This is a genomic window from Planotetraspora phitsanulokensis (assembly GCF_016863295.1).
Taxonomy (GTDB): domain Bacteria; phylum Actinomycetota; class Actinomycetes; order Streptosporangiales; family Streptosporangiaceae; genus Planotetraspora; species Planotetraspora phitsanulokensis.
The window spans coordinates 129,440-147,787 of the sequence record NZ_BOOP01000018.1 but is presented as its reverse complement, the minus strand read 5'-3'; the positions used below and the strand labels follow the sequence as shown (position 1 = coordinate 147,787).

Below are 18,348 nucleotides of genomic sequence, written 5' to 3'. Positions count from 1 at the left end.
GCCGTCCAAGCGTCTTCTCCCCGGTCCTCGGCCGGACCGGGGAGAAGGGCGCCACTCCTAGTCGGCCGAGTTGTAGGCCTGCGCCGACACGTGGACCCCGTGCGGCCGGTCCCCGCGCGACGGCCACGAGACCTCCACCCGGCGCGTCTCGCCGGGCAGCAGCCAGAAGTAGTTGTCGTCGTACCGGGCCGGCAGCACCCGTTCGCCATGGGAGTCGCGCACGCTCAGCCGGACCAGCGCGGCGACCGAACGGCCCCGGTTGGCGACCGTCGCCATGAGTGCGTCACGCCCGCCGGACGAGCGCGGGTCGGTGGCCGACACCGACAGCCTGGTGCGCGGCATGCCGGTGAGCGCCCGCATGTCCTGCGCCTGCTCGTACCGCCAGTAGGTGTTCTCCGACAGCAGACGGTCGCGGCCGTCGCGCAGTTCGAGGCGGACCAGGTGCAGCGGGACCCCCTCCGGCGCGGTGAGGGCGAAGACGGCCGACGTCGCCGACCTGGCGACGTCCACCCGCCGGCTCTGGGCCTTGCCCAGCTGCCTGCCGTCCAGGTCGTAGAGCCTCGCGGTGACCGTGGCGCCGGTGAGCGCCGCGGTGGTGTGGTTCACGACGCGGACCTGCCACGTGCCGGGGTCGGCCTGAACGTGCAGCGGCTCGCAGCCCTTGCGCGCGCCGTAGTAGGCGCCGTTCACGTCGAGGTCGTAGTCGTACGTCTGCCACACCGTGCTGTGCCAGGCGGGATGCGACATCCACAGCAGCAGGGCGGTGGCGTCCTGCCACAGGTTGGCGTTCCACGCCTCGAACATGGCGCGGTGGCTCTCGTAGTTGACGAACTGCGCCCGCGTGGCGAACTCCTCGAGCGAGGCGGACGCGCCGAGCCGGTCGTCGATCGCGGCCAGGTAGGTGTCGGTGTGCTGGTTACCGATGGTCGACCAGTCGTGGTAGTTCCACACCTCGCCGATCGGCCAGCCGGGCTCGTCGCCGACCAGGTTGCGCATACTTTCGACCACCGGCACCACCGGCATGCCGATCTCGGTGTGGAATCCGAACGCGCCCGTGTCGTAGGTGTTCTTGTCGTTGTAGGTCGGCGGGTCGATCCACCGGTACGGGCCGTGCCCGCTGACGATGCCGCCCGCGGAGTTGGGGATGTAGAGGATCTCGGGGTTCTCGTCCGCGGCCGCCTGCTTCAGCCCCGCGTCGACGATCGGAGGCGGGTCGCCCTCGTTGGCGCCGCACCACACCACGATGCTCGGGTGGTGCCGGAACCGGCGGATCGTGTCGGCGGCGATGTCGACGTAGCCGGGCGGGTTCGGCAGGAACTGCCCCGCCTGCCAGAAGTCGTTCCACACGAGGATGCCCTGCTCGTCGCAGGCCTGGTAGAGCTCCTCGCGGTTGCTGCTGCCCAGCCAGTTGCGGATCATCGTGAAGTTCATGTCGCGGTGCATCTCGACGGTGTCCGCCAGTCGGTGCGGGAGCACCCGGCGCAGCAGTTCGTCCCAGCCCCAGTTGCCGCCCCGGCAGAAGACCGGCACGCCGTTCACGCTGATCTTCAGCTGACGGACGGCGTTGTTCACCGATTTCACGTCGGTCCACTTGTCCCCGTCGTGGGAGACCTGGATGACGAAGTCGCGGGCGTAGGCCTGCTCCCAGGCGATGGTGACCTGGTCGAACTCCACCGGGGTGCCGAGGTCGACCTGGATCCACTGGTCGTCCTGGTACGCGGACGCCCAGCGGGTGCGCGGGTTGCCGTCCACGGCGTTGGCGGCCACGTTGGTGTCGTTCTCCGAGGAGGACGCGCGCGCGGTCTTGTTCAGTGCCAGGTCGACGGACGGGTCGGCCTGGCGTTGCACCGAGAGCGTCCACATCGAGACGCCCCACTGGGTGGCGCGCTTGCCTGCCTGGATGCGCACATGCTGCGCGGTCTGCGACGGGAACGTCTCCACCTGGGTCGCGGTGTTGCCGATCGGGGTGTCGTTGGTCACCGATTTCACGTCGGTCCAGGCGTCGCCGTCGCCGGAGACCTGGACGCGGTAGTCCAGCGCGAACGCCTGCTCCCACACGATGGTGACCCGGTCGAAGTCCACCGGGGCGCCGAGGTCGACCTGGATCCACTGATCGTCCTGGTACGCCGACGACCAGCGGGTCCCGTCGTCGCCGTCGACGGCGTTGCCGGGCCCGTTGCCGTCCGTCGAGGACGCCGTGGCGGTCTTGTGCAGGGCCAGGTCCGCGCCGGCGCCGTCGGCAACCGACAACGACCACATCGACACGCCCCAGCCGGTCGCGCGCTTGCCGGCCTGGATGCGGACGTGCTGGGCGTGCTGCCGGTCGAACGTGACCGTCTGCGTCGCGCGGTCGCCGGTGAACTCCAGCGGCGGCTTCCCGGGCGGCGACACGACGATGGGCTGGTCCCAGTCGTAGCCGAACTCGCGGATGCCGAAGCGGAGGTCGCGCCGGTCGCTGACCTCGCCGCCCGCGGTGGCCGTGAGGCGCAGGTCGTGCAGCGTGGGGTCGCCGTAGCCGTTGGGCCACCAGAGCTCGGGGTTCTTCAGCTTGAGGGCGGAGAAGCGGTCCGGCGTGAACGTCACCGTCGTGGTCTCCCCAGCCGGGACGGTCACCTTCGTCTGGACGTCGACCTTGCCGAAGGACGCCCGCACCGTCACGGCGGTCGCGGTGCCGGCCACATTGCGCACCGGCACGGCGATGGTGATCTCCGCTGTGCCCGTGTCGGGCAGGCCGGGCAGCTTCGTGGTGACGTGCGGGTCTCCGATGACGGCCACGCCCGTGCTGCGCAGCCGGACGTGGTTCCAGATGCCCGTGACCCGGTCACGTACGGCGGGCATCCAGTCCCATCCCGACACCGCGAGGTACGTCGGCGAGTCGAGGTAGTGGTGGGCGGACTGGAGGAACGTGTTGCCGTCCGCGCCCTTGTCGCCCGGAGTGCCGGGGTGCGGCATCGGGGTGACGTGCACCGCGACGACGTGCTCGGTGTGGCCCTTCAGTGCGTCCGTGACGTCGAACGCGGCCCGGGCGAACGGGTGGGCCACGGTGCCGACGTTTACGCTGTTCACCCAGGTCGTCGCCTCGTGGTTGATCCCGTCGAACTCGAGCCAGATCCGCCGGCCGGCCGAGGTGTCGAGCCCCTTCGGCAGCCGCAACGCCCGCCGGTACCACCAGGAGTGGCGCGACAGGGCCTCCGGGATCCGCATGTTGTTGTAGCCGGACACCGGGTCGGGCAGGTGACCCTGGTCGACGAGCGACCCGAGCACCGTGCCGGGGACGGTGGCGGGCAGCCAGGACCGGACGTCGACGCCGCCCGCGGACAGGGCGGCGCCGTCGTCGGTGCCGGCGAAATCGTCCATGGTGAGCGACCAGCCGGACTCCAGCGGCACCGTGCCGTCGGCGGCGACGGTGAGCGCGGGCGCGGGCCGGTCGCCGCCGCTCCAGTCGGTCCAGCCGCGGGCGGGCGGCTGCTGCTTGGTGGCCGTGCCGTACACCTGGAAGCCGTTGAGGCCCACCGGGTTGCTGTTGGACCGCTTCGTCGCGGTCATCCGGATCCACCGGGCGACGACCGGCTCCGGCAGCTTGATCGCCTCGACGCCGCCCCGGCCGTCGGTGGTCTCGTAGACCGTGTGCCACGTGCGGTTGTCGGACGAGACCTCCAGCCGGTACGCGACGGCTGCGCTCGACCGGATCTCGTCGCCGTCGGTGTCGGAGTAGTTCCCGTTGAACGGCCCGTCGGCGAGGGTGGCCTCGAAGACCAGGGTGACGGCCTCGATCCGGCACGGCGCCTGCAGGTCGATCGAGATCCACTGCGGATCGCCCTGCGCGGCGCGCCAGCCGCTGCCGCGCACGCCGACCTGCGGCAGCCCGTCCACGGCGAAGGCGCCCGGCGTCGGGGCGTAGTCCGTGGACGACACCGTGACCGGTCGGTGGAGGGCGAGGTCGGCGCCCGGAAGGCCGGGCGTGGGCCCGGCGGGTGAGGTAGCCGCGGCCTCGGCCGCGCCGGGCACGGCCGCGGCCACGCCGAACGAGGCGAGAAGGGTGGCCCCGGCCGACAGGAAGGTGCGGCGTGAAACGGATGACAACTCGGACATCATGGCTCCCAGGGGATGACAACGTTGTCAATCTGCCGATGCGGCCCATGGTTGTCAAGATCTCCGCCCCCGATCCTCTGGCCGTAACCTCCGGCTGTGATCATGCACGGATTCGCCTACCGTGCGCCCTGCCGGCGTCCCCCTGGTGCGTGATCATGCACGGGTTCGCCGAGTTGCCGCTTGACCAGAGCAATCTCCGGTCGTGATCATGCACGGCCCGAACCTGTGCATGATCACGCCGGGTTGGGCGGGTCCTGCCGGGTTGGGGTCAGGACAGGTGACCCGCGCCCGCGTGACGGGACACCTCGCGCCTGACGGTGTTCGCGGGGTCGATCCGGGTGTGCAGCGTCGGTGTCCACCCGGCGTCGGCGCCGAAATCGGGGTCGTGGGCCGCGTTGTAGACGCCGACGAGGTCGATCGGCCGCTCCTTGCCGCCGACGCGCAGCAGGTTGCCGCGCGCGGTGAGCGTGGTGCCGCCCCAGTCGTAGAGCAGGCCCGCTGGGTCGACGGCGCGGCTCAGCCGGAAGTAGTTGTTCTCCGCGACGATCTGGGACTGCACGCCGACGCCGATCGCGTACACGAACGTGGCGGCGTCGGGCACCTCGTAGTAGTTGTCGTACACGTGGACCTTCCCGAACCGCACCCGGGGCAGCCGCTGGAGCGTGTCGGAGAAGTGGTTGTGGTGCACGGTCACGCTGAGCTTCCCGGTGTCGGCCGCCGGGTTGTTCGTCGAGCCGATCAGCATGGTCTTGTCGTGCCCGGAGAACTCGTTCCACGACACGGTCACGAAGTCGGAGCCGTTGGTGATGTCCGTCTGCCCGTCGTGCACCTGGTACGGCCGGCCGAAGTAGAGCGGCTGGGCCGAGTCGGGGTTGGCCCCGTCGGTGAAGGTGTTGTGGTCCACCCAGACGTGCGTCGAGCCGGTCACGGAGATGTTGTCGTAGAGCGAGTTCCAGTTGCCCGTCTCACCGTCCGTGGGGTCCCACTGGGGGAAGCAGTCGGCGGCGTCCTCGAACCGGATGTTGCGGATGATGACGTTGTCGGCCTTGTCGACGTGCAGGTTGAGATGCCGGATGGTCGCGCCGGGCAGCCCGACGATCGTGGTGTCCGACGGCACCTTCAGCTTGATGTGGGCGGTCTGGTTCACCGCCGAGGCGGCCCTGGCGTCCTCGAGGGGCCCGGACGGCTCGGCGTCCCGCCCCCAGACGGCCGGGTCGTAGGCCGCGAGGTAGCCCGCGAGCGTGTATCCGCCGGTCGCGTAGTCGGCGCACGTCTTGCCGCTGTCGAGGCTGCCCTTGACGTAGATGATCCGGGGGCCGGGAGTGGCGAGCGCCGCCGCGAGTTGCGCGCGGGTGGTGACGGTGTGGACGTTCGCCGGTGGCGCCGCGGCCCCGCCGGTCGTCCCCGTTCCCGCGGACGCCCATCCGTCGTTCGCGGGCAGGGTCTGGCGGCCGAGCCCGGCACCATGCGCCGGTCCGCCGCCGTGAGATGGCCCGCCGCCGTGCGACGTGTCGCCGCCGTGTGCCGTGCCGGCAGTACCGGCGATGCGAGCCGTGCCTGAGGCGTCGACGGCGCCGGTCGTCGCCGCGGCCGCCCCGGCCGGCGCTGCGGTCGCGAGTGCCAGGAGGGCCGACAGGAGGAGGGTGGTGTTGCGCATGAGCTGACTCCGTTTCCGGTGGCCCGGGGCCGGCTCCCGCGATCGTCGCCTATCGGCGGCCTTACGGCGGGGCCGGGGATCGCTCCAGGTCCTCCATCAGGGCGAGGCCGCGCTCGATCAGCTCCGCGAGCCTGCTCAGGTGCTCGGGGGCGGGATCGACCAGCGGCCGGCGGACGGGTCCCACGTCCTGACCACGCAGGCGCACCCCCGCCTTCACCAGGGAGACGGCGTATCCGGGGCCCAGGCCCCGCAACTCGACGAAAGGCAGATAGAACTCCTTCATCAGACGGTCCACGACGTCGTCCCGTCCGTCGCGCAACGCGTCGTGACAGGCCAGCGCCAGGTGCGGCAGGAAACAGAAGACTGCGGAGGAGTACCGCACCACCCCGAGGTCGCGGTAGGCCCGCTGGGACGTCTCGGCGGTCGGCAGGCCGTTGAAGTAGAGCAGGCCTGAGGGCGAGGCCTCGATGATCCGGCGCATCAGGTCCAGGTCGCCGTGGCCGTCCTTGAGGCCGATGATCCCGGGATGCCGGGCGAGCTCTGCCACGGTCTCCGGCTCGAGGACGGCGTTGTCCCTCTGGTAGAGGATGATCGGCAGCCGGCTGCCGTCGGCGAGCGCCTCGTAGTGGCGGCGCAGGCCGTCCTGGCCGGCCTGCACGAGGTACGGCGGGAGCGCCAGCAGGGCCTGGGCCCCCGCGTCCGCGGCGGCCGCCGCGAACTCCAGGGCCATCGCGGTGCCGTACCCGGTGCCGGCGACCACGGGCACCCGGCCGCCCGCCTCTTCGACGGCGGCCGCGACACAGGCGGCGTAATCGGCTGGGCTCAGCGCGGCGAACTCGCCCGTCCCGCAGCAGGCGAACACGGCTCCGCAGCCCGCCTCGACGCCCTGGCGCACATGCCGCCGGAAGGCTCCGAGGTCGAGCCGCTCCTCCTCGTCGCACGGTGTGACCGGGAAGAACAGCAGGCCGTCGAACGACACCTGGCACCCCTGACATGTTTCTGGACAGAATTCATATACATGAACATCCGGACGGTAAGCCCGGTACGGCCCGCGGTCAAGACATCCGGCCGAAATCGCAAATGCCACGATCGGAAACATTTCGAATAGGACACGACTCCTTGACAACCTCCTGACCGAACATCACCGTGGAGGCCGTCCACGTTTGTGAACTCGGTTCAGAAATGTGTCATATGGAGAGGTGGGTGCCGATGGCGTCCCTGCGCCGCAGAGCGGTGCCGTACCTGCTGATATCCCCGACGGTCGCGCTCATCGCCGCGTTCCTCGTCTACCCGATCGGCAGCGTCGCGTACTACAGCCTGCAGAATCGCAACCTGACCCGGCCGTGGGCCGACGGGTTCGCCGGGCTGGAGAACTTCCGCCGCATGCTCGTCGAAGACGAGCTTTTCTGGCAGAGCCTGGGATTCACCGCGAAATGGGTCGTCGCGGAGATCGGCCTGCAACTGTTGCTGGGTCTCGCGCTGGCGCTCATCGTCAATGAAAGTTTCATCGGCAGGGGGCTCGCGCGGTCGCTGGTCTTCTCTCCCTGGGCGGTCTCCGGCGTGCTCACGACGGGCATCTGGATCCTGCTCTACACACCGGGGACCGGCGTGCTGCGGTTCCTCGGGCAGCCGGAGACGGCCGTCCTCGGCAACCTCGACACGGTCTTCCCCGCCGTCGTCGTGACGGAGTTGTGGCGCGGGGTGCCGTTCTTCGCGATCCTCCTGCTCGCCGGTCTGCAGGGCATCCCCGGCGAGCTCTACGAGGCGGCGGCCGTCGACGGCGCCGGCCGCGTCCGCCGCTTCCGCCATGTGACGCTGCCCCACCTGCGGGACGCGATCGTGCTGGCCACGCTGCTCCGCTCCGTGTGGGAGTTCAACAACGTCGACCTCCTCTACACGCTCACCGGCGGCGGCCCGGCGCAGGTCACGACCACGCTGCCGCTCTACGTGGCGCAGCGGGCCATCGACTCCAAGGACTTCGGGTACGGCTCGGCGCTGACGATGGCGGGGTTCGTGATCCTGCTGTTCTTCTCCCTCCTCTATCTCCGGCTCAGCCGGTTCGGGGAGGACCGATGACGGGTGGAGCCGAGGAGACGGGGCGACCGGCATGAGCACTGACGTCGTGATCCGGCCGGGACGGGCGCACGTGGCGGGAGACCGGCCGCACCGGCGGCCCCGGCCGAAGCGGGACCGCGGCCGCGTCCTGCGGCTCTACGTGCCGCTCGGGCTGTACCTGGTCTTCACCCTCGTGCCCTTCTACTGGATGCTCGTCTTCGCGGTGCGGCCCTCCGGATCGACCACGCCCGTGCCCTGGCCGATCACCTTCGAGCACTTCGAGACGGTGTGGAACGACATCGGCTACGCGGTGTTCTTCCGCAACAGCGTGATCGTGGGGGTCTGGTCGCTGCTGGCCACCACCGTGCTCGCCGTGATGGGCGGGTACGCCCTGTCCAGGTTCCGGTTCAGGGGCCGGACCCTGTTCATGGTCGTGCTGTTGTGCACCCAGTTCATCCCCGGCGCGATGTTGCTCATCCCGCTGTTCACGATCTTCAAGACGCTCGGGCTGATCAACAACCTCGGCAGCCTCATCGTCGCGGACACGGTGTTCAACCTGCCGCTCTCGGTCATCCTCATGAGCGGATTCATCGCGGCCGTCCCCTTCACGGTCGAGGAGGCGGCCATGGTCGACGGCTGCACCCGGCTGCGAGCCTTCCTGGCCGTCGTCCTGCCCCAGTTGCGGCCGGGTCTCATCGCCGTCGGATCGTTCGCGTTCATCCACACGTGGAACAACTTCCTGTTCGCGCTGATGTTCGTCAGCCGGCAGGACAGCTTCACGATCCCCGTCGGGCTCAGCTACACGATCGGGGAGTACAGCGCCGACTTCGGGGCACTCGCGGCCGGGGGCGTCGTCGCCGCCGTTCCCGTGGTCTGCGTCTTCGCAGTGGTCCAGCGCTATCTCGTGCACGGCATCAGCGCCGGGGCGGTCAAGGGATAGCTCCCCCCGCCACCATCAGCAGGAGGAACCATGAAGAGAACAACGGCCTGGGCGGCGGTCGCCGTCCTCGCGGTCGCGGTCGCGGGCTGCGGTTCGGGATCCGACCCGGGCTCGGGGGAGTCCGGCAAGACGACGATCACGTTCTGGGACAACAACGGCGGCACCCGCACCCCGATCTACCAGGAGCTGATCAAACGGTTCGAGGCGGCCAACCCGACGATCCACGTCGAGTACGTCGGCATCCCGATCGCGTCGGTGCAGCAGAAGTACGACACCGCCATCGCGGGCGGGGACACGCCCGACGTCGGCGGCGTGACCACCTCCTATCTGGCGAACCTCGTCGGCCAGCAGGCGCTCGAGCCCGCCGACGACTGGTTCGGCAAGAGCGCGGTGAACGGCAAGCTGGCCGCGCCCATGCTCGACTCGGTCCGCGACACCGTGCCCGACGGCAAGCTGTACCTCGTTCCCGGCACCTCCAACCTGGACGTCGTCTGGTACCTCAAGGACAAGCTCCCCGAGGCGCCGAAGACGTGGGACGAGTTCTTCACCGACGCCCACGAGCTCACCAAGGCCCCCGACCAGTACGGGTACACCATCCGTGGCGGCGCGGGCTCGATCTTCCAGGTGCTCGCCGAGATGTACGCCTACTCGGGCGTCACCGAGTTCTTCGACGCCTCGGGCAAGAGCACGGTCAACGACCCCAAGAACGTCGAGTACCTGACCAAGCTGGCGGCGCTGTACAAGAAGGACACTCCCGAGGCCGACGTCACCAACGACTTCCCCAAGATGGTGGCGGCGTTCGGCACCGGGAAGATCGCGATGATGCACCACAACCTCGGCTCGTACAACGACCACGTGAAGGCGCACGGAGCCGACAAGATCGGCGCGTTCGCGCTGCCGGTCGGCGCCTCGGGCAAGCGCACGATCGTCGCCAACCCCGTCGACGGCTTCGCGGTCTTCAAGGGCAGCGAGCACAAGGACGCCGCCTGGAAGTTCGTCGAGTTCCTGGTCTCCAAGGAGAGCAACAGCTACTGGAACCAGGAGACGGGCCAGATCCCGGCCAACACCGAGGCGCAGGGCGACTCCTGGCTGACCGGCCTGCCGCACCTCAAGACCGCGGTGGACGCGCTCAACGACCCGAACACCTCGGTCGTCTCGCCGCCCTACTACCTGCCGCAGTTCTCCTCCATCACGAAGGCCGACACCGAGCCGCTCTTCCAGAAGGTCCTGCTCGGGCAGATGAAGCCCCAGGAGTTCCTCGACACCATGGCGCAGAAGCTCACCGACGCCCAGGCCGAATGGAAGAAGGTCCACGGCGGCTGACCCTGGACGGGGCCGGTGCGACCCTGACCTCGCACCGGCCCTCAGGGACGACCAGGCGAGACCACCGAGAGAGGAAGAAGGCACATGGCGGTCGTCGAAAACGTCGCGGTCACGGTGTTCACGACGGTGACCCGATCCGTGGTCGACGGGCACGGGCACCGGCACCCCGGACCGCCGCGCGAGGTCCAGGAGGCGCTGTTCACCGTCACCGACAGCGACGGCGTCACCGGCCACTGCCTGACCCAGCCGGACACGGTCAGAGAGGCCGTGGTGCGGGGCCACATCGGGCCCGCGATCCTCGGGCAGGACAGCCTCGAACGCGAGCGTCTGTGGCACCGGATCGCCCGCCGGCAGCGCGGCGCCCAGGGCAACCTCTCCGACCGCGCGCTCAGCACCGCCGACCAGGCCCTGTGGGACCTGGCCGGGCGCACCGTCGGCCTGCCCGTGTGGAAGCTGCTCGGCGGCGCCCGGTCCGAGGTCCCCGCCTACGCGAGCACGATGTGCGGCGACGACATCCCCGGCGGGCTGGCGACCCCGGACGACTACGCCGCCTTCGCCAAGGACCTGGTGGCCCGCGGCTACCGCGCCATCAAGCTCCACACCTGGATGCCGCCCATGCCGTACGGCGTGGCCCGCGACATCGCGGCGTGCGCCGCGGTGCGGGAGGCGGTGGGGCCGGACGTCGCGCTCATGCTCGACAGCAACCACTGGTACTCCCGGTCTGAGGCGCTGACCCTCGGGCGGGCGCTCGACGAGCTCGGCTTCGCCTGGTATGAGGAGCCGATGGAGGAGGCGTCGGTCCAGTCGTACCGATGGCTGGCCGATCAGCTCGCGACGCCGATCCTCGGCCCGGAGACCTCCTGGGGCAAGCACATGGCCCGCGCCGAGTGGGTCGCCGCGGGGGCGTGCGACATCCTCCGGGTGGGCGTGGTGGGATCCGGCGGCGTCATCCCCGCCCTCAAGGCCGTGCATCTCGCGGAGTCGTTCGGGATGGAGTGCGAGATCCACGGCAACGGCTCGGGGGCGCTGGCGGTGATCGGCGCCACCACGTGCGGGCACTGGTACGAGCGCGGGCTGCTCCACCCCCATACCGACTACGACACCGCGCCGCCGCATCTGCGGTCGATCGTCGACCCTCTGATCGGCGGAAACGTCCGGATGCCCACCGCTCCCGGGCTGGGCGACGATCTCGACCACGATTACATCGCCGCCCACGCGGTCGCCTCCTGGGGAACCCGCTCACAATAGGAGGCGGACAGGCGGGTCAGGGAGGTACACATGGCGGAACCGGTGCCCCACGTGAAGTCGGCGCTGCGAACGGTCGAGCTGCTCGACTTCTTCGCGCAGTATCCCGGGCAGCACAGCCTCACCGACCTCCAGGGCAAGCTCGGCTACCCCAAGAGCAGTCTGCACGCCCTGCTCAGGACCCTCGTCGACCTCGGGTGGATCGAGACGGACGCCACGGGGACGCTCTACCGCATCGGCATGCGGGCGCTGCTCGTCGGCGCGACCTACATCGACGGCGACCCGCTCGTGCAGATCGCCCACGACGCGCTCGACTGGCTGGCCGAGACCACGGGGGAGACCGTCCACCTGGCCAGGCTCGACCACTTCGACATGGTCTACCTCGCCACCCGGGCCTCCCGCCACTACCTGCGGCCGTTCTCCCGGGTCGGCAGGCGGCTGCCCGCCAGCACCACCTCCCTGGGCAAGGCGATCCTGGCGACGCGGGAGGACGCCGAGGTACGCGCCCTGCTGCCGGCCGAGCTCCCCGGGCTGACCCGGCACACGATCGTGGACCACGACAAGCTCATCGCCGACCTCCACCGGGTCCGCAAGCGCGGCTACGCCGTCGACCGCGAGGAGAACACCGAAGGGCTGCGCTGCTTCGGCGTCGCCCTGCACATCACCGAGCCGCCCCGTGACGCCATCAGCTGCTCGGTGCCCGTGCCCCGGCTGACCGCCGAGAGGGAGAAGGACATCGTCGCGTGCCTCCTGGAGGCGCGGGAGCGGATCGAACGGTCGGCCCTGCGGCAGCGCCGCGCCTACTGAACCCGCGCCCCAGCGCCGACGTCCGCACCCCCGGCGGTCGCGCCGCGTGCACCCGCCACCGGATTCGTGTCACGGATGTTGCGCGGATCGCATGGCCGGCCATTGGGCCCTTTCAGGACGTCCGGAGATCTTCTCCCGGACGTCCCGGAAGGCGGATAGTGGAGGTGGTGGACACCGCGGGGCTGCGCCGTCTCGGGCGAAATCCCGAGGCGAGGACGAATGTCTGACTTCACGCGTTCGCGATCATCGAACGCGGACGGCGGTCGTCATCGCTGGTGGTGGCATGCTTGGGTCCATGGAGGTCAGATCAGCCAGCCCTGTTTTTGTGGGGCGGGGGCCCGAGGTCGCCGAGCTGACCCGGGCGGTCGAAGCGGCGGACAACGGGACACCCCAGACCGTGCTTGTGCGCGGCGAGGCAGGTGTCGGAAAGACCCGGCTGATCGAGGAGCTGCTACGCACCGTCGAGGCCCGCGCGGCGGTCGTGGCGGTCGGTGGTTGCGTGGAGGTCGGCGGCGATGGCATCCCTTTTGCTCCGTTCTCCTCAGCTCTCCGAGCCCTTTGGCAGCAGTTACCTGAGGAGGTCCGTGCGGCATGTGCGGGTCAGGAGGAACTGCTCGCCCGGATGCTGCCGGATCTGAGGCCCTCCGCGCTCGTCGGGCACGGCGACGACGACAACGTCCGTCTCTTCGAGCTCACCGCCCGGATCTTGGAGCGACTCGCGGAGAGCCGTCTCATCGTCCTGGTCATCGAGGACCTCCAGTGGGCGGATGCTTCTTCCCGCCACCTGTTGGGCTACCTGTTCCGTTCCCGGCGCAACGGTTGCTTGTTGATCATTGCGAGCTACCGCTCCGACGACATCCACCGTCGCCATCCGCTGCGCTCTCTGCTCGCCGAAGTAGACCGTCTGCGATCGGTGCGGCGCATCGAAGTACGCCGGTTCGACCGCGTCGAGGTATTCAAGCAGCTCACCGGGGTCCTTCACGTCCAACCGGACCCCCACCTGCTCAGTGAGATATTCGAGCGATCCGACGGCAATGCCTTCTTCGTCGAAGAGCTCGCCCGTTCGTACCTCGAGCGCGGGCAGGTAGGACTGGACGACCTCCGCGATCTGCTGCTGGTGCGGCTGGAGTCGCTGACGGAGAGCAGCCAGCGGGTAGCCCGGTTCGCCGCCGAAGGTGGTTCCGCCGTCGGGTATCGGCTGTTGCAGGCAGTGGCCGGCTTACCCGAAGACGAGTTGGTCGAGGCCCTGCGCGGCAGCGTCCTCGCACAGATCCTCGTGCCGGACCCGGACATATCCGGCTACCGCTTCCGCCACTCGCTGGTTCGTGAGGCGGTGAGCGACACCATCCTGCCGGGCGAGCGTTCCCTGATCAACCGGAGGTACGCCGAGGCGCTGGAGGCGGATGCTTCTCTCGCCCGGACGGGGGAGCTCGCCACCCGTCTGTCCCATCACTGGTACCACGCGCACGACGACGTGAAGGCCCTGCAGATGAGTCTGTCCGCCTCCGTCGAAGCGCGGAGCCGCTATGCGTACGCCGAGCAGCTGCGGTCGCTGGAACGCGCGATGGACCTGTGGAACAAGGTGCCGGATCAAGCACGCCTCCGGCTGCCGCCGCTGGGACCTACGGAGGTGTACCCCGCCCGCGACAACCGGGAGGACGAGGCGCGAGTGTGCTATGTGGACCTGCTCGCCGCCGCGACGACCGCCGCCCGGCAGAGCGGGGATCCCGACCGGGCGCTGAATCTGGCCCGTGAGGCGCTGCAACTCCTTTCCCCGGACCGTGAACCGCTGCGTGCGACCTGGTTCCTGACGCAGCAGTCATTGGTGATGCAGGAACTGAACCGAAGCGACGGATGGCAGGAGTTGAACACGGCCCTGGATCTGGTGCGGGACTCGCCGCCGTCCGCGGTCCAAGCGGAGGTCCTCGTCCAGGTAGCCAACTGGCGTGTGCTCCATGGGGCGGGCCCGGAGAGCATGGCCGACGTCGAGCGCGCCGTGGACTGCGCCGTCCGGGTCGGTGCCGAAGACCTGGAGCTCAACGCTCGCATCACACGCTGCCGGCTCAAGGCCGAGCGTGACGTCGACGGCGAGAGCCTCGCCGAGCTCTACGAGGTTCGGCGACGAGCCGAGAGCCTCGGCGCGATTGGCATGATCGGTCGCGTCAACACGAACCTGGTGTCGATCCTGGAGGGGATGGGCCGCTCTGAGGAGCTGGTCGCCGCGGCGCACCACGGCATCGAGGTGTGCCGTTCCCTCAACCTGGCCGAGGCCGAGGCGTGGGTGCACGGCAACCTGTCGGTGTCCCTCTTCTCGCTCGGGCGCTGGGCCGAGTCCGATGCCGCCCTCGATGAGGCGGCGGCCGTCGCCCAGTCATACAAGTCCCGAGGACTCATCACGCATCGCCGGGCTCACATCCTGCTCGCCCGTGGGGAGGTCGATGCGGCGGCAAGCCAGCTCGCCGTGGCCCGGCGGCTACTCGGGACCGAGGATTTCCAGCCTCAGTTACTCTTCGGCCTGGTTCAGACCACGATGGAGCTGGCCGGTCGGCAAGGGCAGCTCGGCGAAGCCAGAGCCGAGTTCCTCCGCGCCGACACCACGGGTCTGACCACCGGTCCGGTGCGTTACAGCCTGCCGATGCTGTGCGCCATTGCGGCGATCGAGGCTGACAACCGTGGATCGGCCACGGCCGCCGAGGCGCGACCGGAGATCCTCGCCGCCATCCGCCGGGCCACCGCTCGACTTGACGTGGTGTTCCCCACCTCCCGGGCGTTCCGTTGCCTGCTCGACGCGCAGCTGCAATGGGCAGAGACTGGCGACGGCATCGACCTGTGGGCGGAGGCGGTTGCCGCCTTCGACGCCTTGCAGCGCCCATATGAGCTGGGCGTCGCTCATCTGGGACACGCCCGCTCTCTCCTCGCCGCCCATCAGCGGGGCACGGCACGCGATGCACTCATCGTGGCCCACCGGATCGCCGGCCGACTCGGGGCTGGACTGCTGAGCCGCGATGTCGAGGCACTGGCGCAGCAGGCGAACATCGCGCTGGCCGACAAATCGGCCAGTGCACCACAGCCGAGCGAGTCGCAGTCCCTCGGGCTCACCCAGCGGGAGTCGGAGGTGCTGGGGCTCATCGCCGCTGGATACAGCAACCGCCGGATCGCCGAGAAGCTCTACATCACGCAGAAGACCACCAGCACGCACGTGTCCAATATCTTGGCGAAGCTCGGCGTCTCGAGCCGGACAGAGGCTGCGGCGATCGCTTACCGCCGCGGCCTCGTGAATGACTGATCGAACCATGCCTTAAAGACGCGCAAGGGGCTACGTCGCGCGTACGGCACAGGGGTGAGCCGCGTGGGTATGCGGCTGTCCGCAGGCGGGATACTCGCCTGGAGATCGGCGAAGGGCTGTCCTTCCACCCGCGTACCCGCAAGGCGGGGTGGATCGGCCGGGACGACGTGGAAGGCCTTGACATGGCCGCCCGGCCGGCCCGCACTCCAATGAGTCTGCGCCCCGCCAACCGCGGCACACGTGAGAACTCACGCGAAGCGCGGGAATTCGTCCTCGCCTAAGGATTTCGCCCGAGACGGCGCGGCCGGCGGCCACGATCAGGACGCCGCGACGGCTCAGATATACGGCATCCTCCCGATGCGACGGCAGGGAGCCTCCGGCGATCCTGAATGCAGCCACTCGGGTCGATGTTGTCCCGGTCACGAAAGCAAGTACTTTCGCACGATTGAGGCTGTGCCACACTCGCGCCGCGCGATGAGACGGGACGGGACGGAAAAGCGTCCCGCGTTAGCACGGAACCGAAATATGGCCAGCTTGCTTGCTTGCGTCGGTCCGGAGATGCTCTGAGCCCATCGTGGTATTCCATGCGAACGATCTGGAGTATGCCATGCCAATTCGAACCGTCATCCTTTAGGAATCGGTCACGAATTCTTGCGGCGAGCGGAACCGTCGTATCAGCACGCAAGTCACACCGAAATGGAGTAACTCTCAATGAAACGCAGCTCGCGGATCACTGGTCTCGTCGCCGCTTTGGCTGGGGTCGCCGCGTTGTCCTCTTTAGTTCTGAGCCCGGGCGCGGACGCCCACTCGACCCCACTGGCCCCGAAGCCAACTGTCGTGCTGGTGCACGGGGCGTGGGCTGACGCCGCAGGCTGGACCCCAGTCGCCGAGAGCCTTGAGAAGGACGGCTACACGGTGAAGGCACCGCCGAACCCGCTGCGCAGCCTCACCTCGGACGCGCAGTACATTTCGAGCGTCCTGCAGCAGATCAAGGGCCCGGTCATCCTGGTAGCCCACTCCTACGGGGGAGCCGTCATCACAAACGCGGCCGTCGGCAACCCCAACGTCAAGGCGCTGGTCTACATCGCCGCCTTCGCGCCCGACAAGGGCGACTCGCTGGCCAGCCTCAACGCCCGACCGGTGCCCCATCCCATCGCCCCGGTTCCCGCGCTGCAGACGACCTACCCGAAGCCTGACGGCAGCGCAGGCACCGAGCTGACCATCGATCCCGCCCAATACAGCAACGTCTTCCTCGACAACCAGCTGCCGAAGTACGAGGCCCAGGCGTTCGCCGCCGAGCAGCGGCCGCTCAGCCTCGACTCCGTCACCGAGACGACCGGCACCCCGGCGTGGAAGTCGATCCCGTCCTGGTACATGGTCGCCAAGGACGACCGCGCCATCTCGCCGGACCTAGAGCGCTTCATGGCCTCCCGCGCCCACGCGCACACCGTCGAGGAAAGTGGTCCCCACCTGATCATGTTCACCAATCCGGCGCCCGTGACTCACCTCATCGAGCAGGCCGCCACAGCAACCGTCCACTGAGCCTTCTCCCGGAACCCCGGCGGGAGATCTCGCCGGGAACCCGGGATCCGGACCAACGCGGGGGCGGTCCGGAACGGAACTCGGCACGGCCTACCTGAAACACATTTACAGCCCCGAACGCAGAGCACTGTTCCGCGTCATGGCCCAAGACGCGCACCGCGTTCCAGATCTCTACCGGCTGTATCGCGAAAAGGTGATGCGTTCCCGCGAAGCAATCTTCAACGAATGCGCCGCCGAGTGGCCGGCAAGCCTACGCGCCCAGCTGCAGGACCATCGGCACGGAGCACGAGTGATGGTGGCATTCCTCCAAGGCGACCTCATTGAGGGACTGATATTCGCCGACGACACACCTCACCGAATTGCGTGCCCACGCCGCATTCGCGGCCGAGAAGTTCCTGAACCTGGTTGAACAGGGAAAGTTCTTGAACAAGTAGCAGGACCCTGGGCGAACCATTCACTGTTGTCGGTTCCCAGCGTCGCCGCATTGGCAGCGGGGCCACTGCAGCGGCCACGCGCGAACAGGGATCGCCATTAGCCAGGTCGCACCGGCGCGCGACAAGCCCTACATCGAAGCAGCACCCCCGCACCAGCAAGACACGGCCTTCGGGACGCGCCCCGACACACACAGATCATGAAGGAGACAACGCGATGTCCGAACCAACCCAACCCACGGTCGTCCTCGTCCACGGAGCGTTCGCCGACGCCTCTGGCTTCGCCGGAATAGTCCGCGAACTCACCACCGACGACTACCGCGTGGTCGCGCCCCCGAACACGCTCCGCGGCCTGGCCAACGACGCGGCTACCGTCCGCGCCGTGGCCACGTCGATCGACGGCCCCGTCGTACTCGTCGGGCACTCCTACGGAGGCGCGGTGATCACTCAGGCGTCGGTCGGCCTCGACAACGTCACCGCGCTGGTCTACCTCGCGGCCTTCAGCCTCGACGAGGGCGAGAGCTGCGCAAGCGTGCAAGCACCGTTCCCGGCATCGATGCTCGCCACCACCGCGCAACCCACCCCGTACGACGCGCCCGGCGCCGCCGGCGGCCCCGACCTCTACATCGACCCGGCCAAGTTCCGTGAGACGTTCTGCGCCGACGTCCCCGTCGACCTGGCACAGATCATGTGTGCCGCTCAGCGTCCGCTCGCGGTCGCCGCGCTGACCGAGAACGCCACCGCCGCTGGCTGGAAGTCCATCCCCTCCTGGTACCAGGTCGCTCAACACGACAACGCCATCTCGCCCGACGCTCAGCGCTTCATGGCCCAGCGGATGGGGTCGACCATCGAGGAGATCGACGGCTCCCACACCGCCTTCATCGCACAGCCCGTACGCGCCGCCGCTTTCATCAAGCGCGCGCTCACCAAATCCTGAACGCACCGTCCATCATCGCGACCGTGCGGCGGG

At 69.1% G+C, this 18,348-nt stretch carries 11 protein-coding genes and 1 pseudogene; 9 read left to right on the top strand and 3 right to left on the bottom strand.

All coding sequences use genetic code 11. The features are described from left to right. Positions 1 to 57: 57 nt before the first annotated feature. The 3 genes from Pph01_RS19360 to Pph01_RS19350 all read right to left on the bottom strand — a co-directional run bounded on the left by Pph01_RS19360 (position 58) and on the right by Pph01_RS19350 (position 6,728). A complete protein-coding gene (locus tag Pph01_RS19360) occupies positions 58 to 4,092 on the bottom strand; it encodes a discoidin domain-containing protein (RefSeq protein WP_204074520.1) in 4,035 nt (1,344 codons plus the stop codon). 268 nt (positions 4,093 to 4,360) lie between these two features. After that, positions 4,361 to 5,749 carry a pectate lyase family protein gene (locus Pph01_RS19355; RefSeq protein ID WP_204074519.1) on the bottom strand — a complete coding sequence of 463 codons (1,389 nt, stop codon included), beginning with the start codon at positions 5,747 to 5,749 and terminating at the stop codon, positions 4,361 to 4,363. Between the two features lie 61 nt (positions 5,750 to 5,810). Beyond that, positions 5,811 to 6,728, bottom strand: a complete 918-nt coding sequence (locus tag Pph01_RS19350; protein WP_204074518.1) for a 5-dehydro-4-deoxyglucarate dehydratase — start codon at positions 6,726 to 6,728, stop codon at positions 5,811 to 5,813. A gap of 230 nt (positions 6,729 to 6,958) precedes the next feature. Here Pph01_RS19350 and Pph01_RS19345 point away from each other — a divergent pair, with 230 nt between their 5' ends. The 9 genes and pseudogenes from Pph01_RS19345 (at position 6,959) to Pph01_RS19305 (ending at position 18,315) form a co-directional block, all read left to right on the top strand. After that, positions 6,959 to 7,825 carry a carbohydrate ABC transporter permease gene (locus Pph01_RS19345; RefSeq protein ID WP_239116857.1) on the top strand — a complete coding sequence of 289 codons (867 nt, stop codon included), beginning with the start codon at positions 6,959 to 6,961 and terminating at the stop codon, positions 7,823 to 7,825. A 31-nt stretch (positions 7,826 to 7,856) separates the two neighbouring features. Beyond that, on the top strand, positions 7,857 to 8,744 hold the full coding sequence (locus tag Pph01_RS19340) for a carbohydrate ABC transporter permease (protein WP_204074516.1): 888 nt from the start codon (positions 7,857 to 7,859) through the stop codon (positions 8,742 to 8,744). 30 nt (positions 8,745 to 8,774) lie between these two features. Beyond that, positions 8,775 to 10,067: an ABC transporter substrate-binding protein gene (locus Pph01_RS19335; protein WP_204074515.1), complete on the top strand. Its 1,293-nt coding sequence runs from the start codon at positions 8,775 to 8,777 to the stop codon at positions 10,065 to 10,067. A gap of 84 nt (positions 10,068 to 10,151) precedes the next feature. Next, positions 10,152 to 11,315, top strand: coding sequence for an enolase C-terminal domain-like protein (locus tag Pph01_RS19330; RefSeq protein WP_204074514.1), 1,164 nt, complete (start codon positions 10,152 to 10,154; stop codon positions 11,313 to 11,315). Between the two features lie 30 nt (positions 11,316 to 11,345). Then, entirely contained in the window at positions 11,346 to 12,119 is a 774-nt protein-coding gene (locus Pph01_RS19325; protein WP_204074513.1) for an IclR family transcriptional regulator, read from the top strand. Positions 12,120 to 12,210: 91 nt separating this feature from the next. Next, positions 12,211 to 15,405: a helix-turn-helix transcriptional regulator gene (locus Pph01_RS43370; protein ID WP_204074512.1), complete on the top strand. Its 3,195-nt coding sequence runs from the start codon at positions 12,211 to 12,213 to the stop codon at positions 15,403 to 15,405. 711 nt (positions 15,406 to 16,116) lie between these two features. After that, entirely contained in the window at positions 16,117 to 16,947 is an 831-nt protein-coding gene (locus Pph01_RS19315; protein ID WP_204074511.1) for an alpha/beta fold hydrolase, read from the top strand. 85 nt (positions 16,948 to 17,032) lie between these two features. Continuing rightward, a pseudogene (locus tag Pph01_RS43710) lies at positions 17,033 to 17,356 on the top strand (TetR/AcrR family transcriptional regulator C-terminal domain-containing protein); the annotation flags it as partial. A gap of 239 nt (positions 17,357 to 17,595) precedes the next feature. After that, positions 17,596 to 18,315 carry an alpha/beta fold hydrolase gene (locus Pph01_RS19305; RefSeq protein WP_204074510.1) on the top strand — a complete coding sequence of 240 codons (720 nt, stop codon included), beginning with the start codon at positions 17,596 to 17,598 and terminating at the stop codon, positions 18,313 to 18,315. The last annotated feature ends 33 nt before the right edge of the window (positions 18,316 to 18,348 follow it).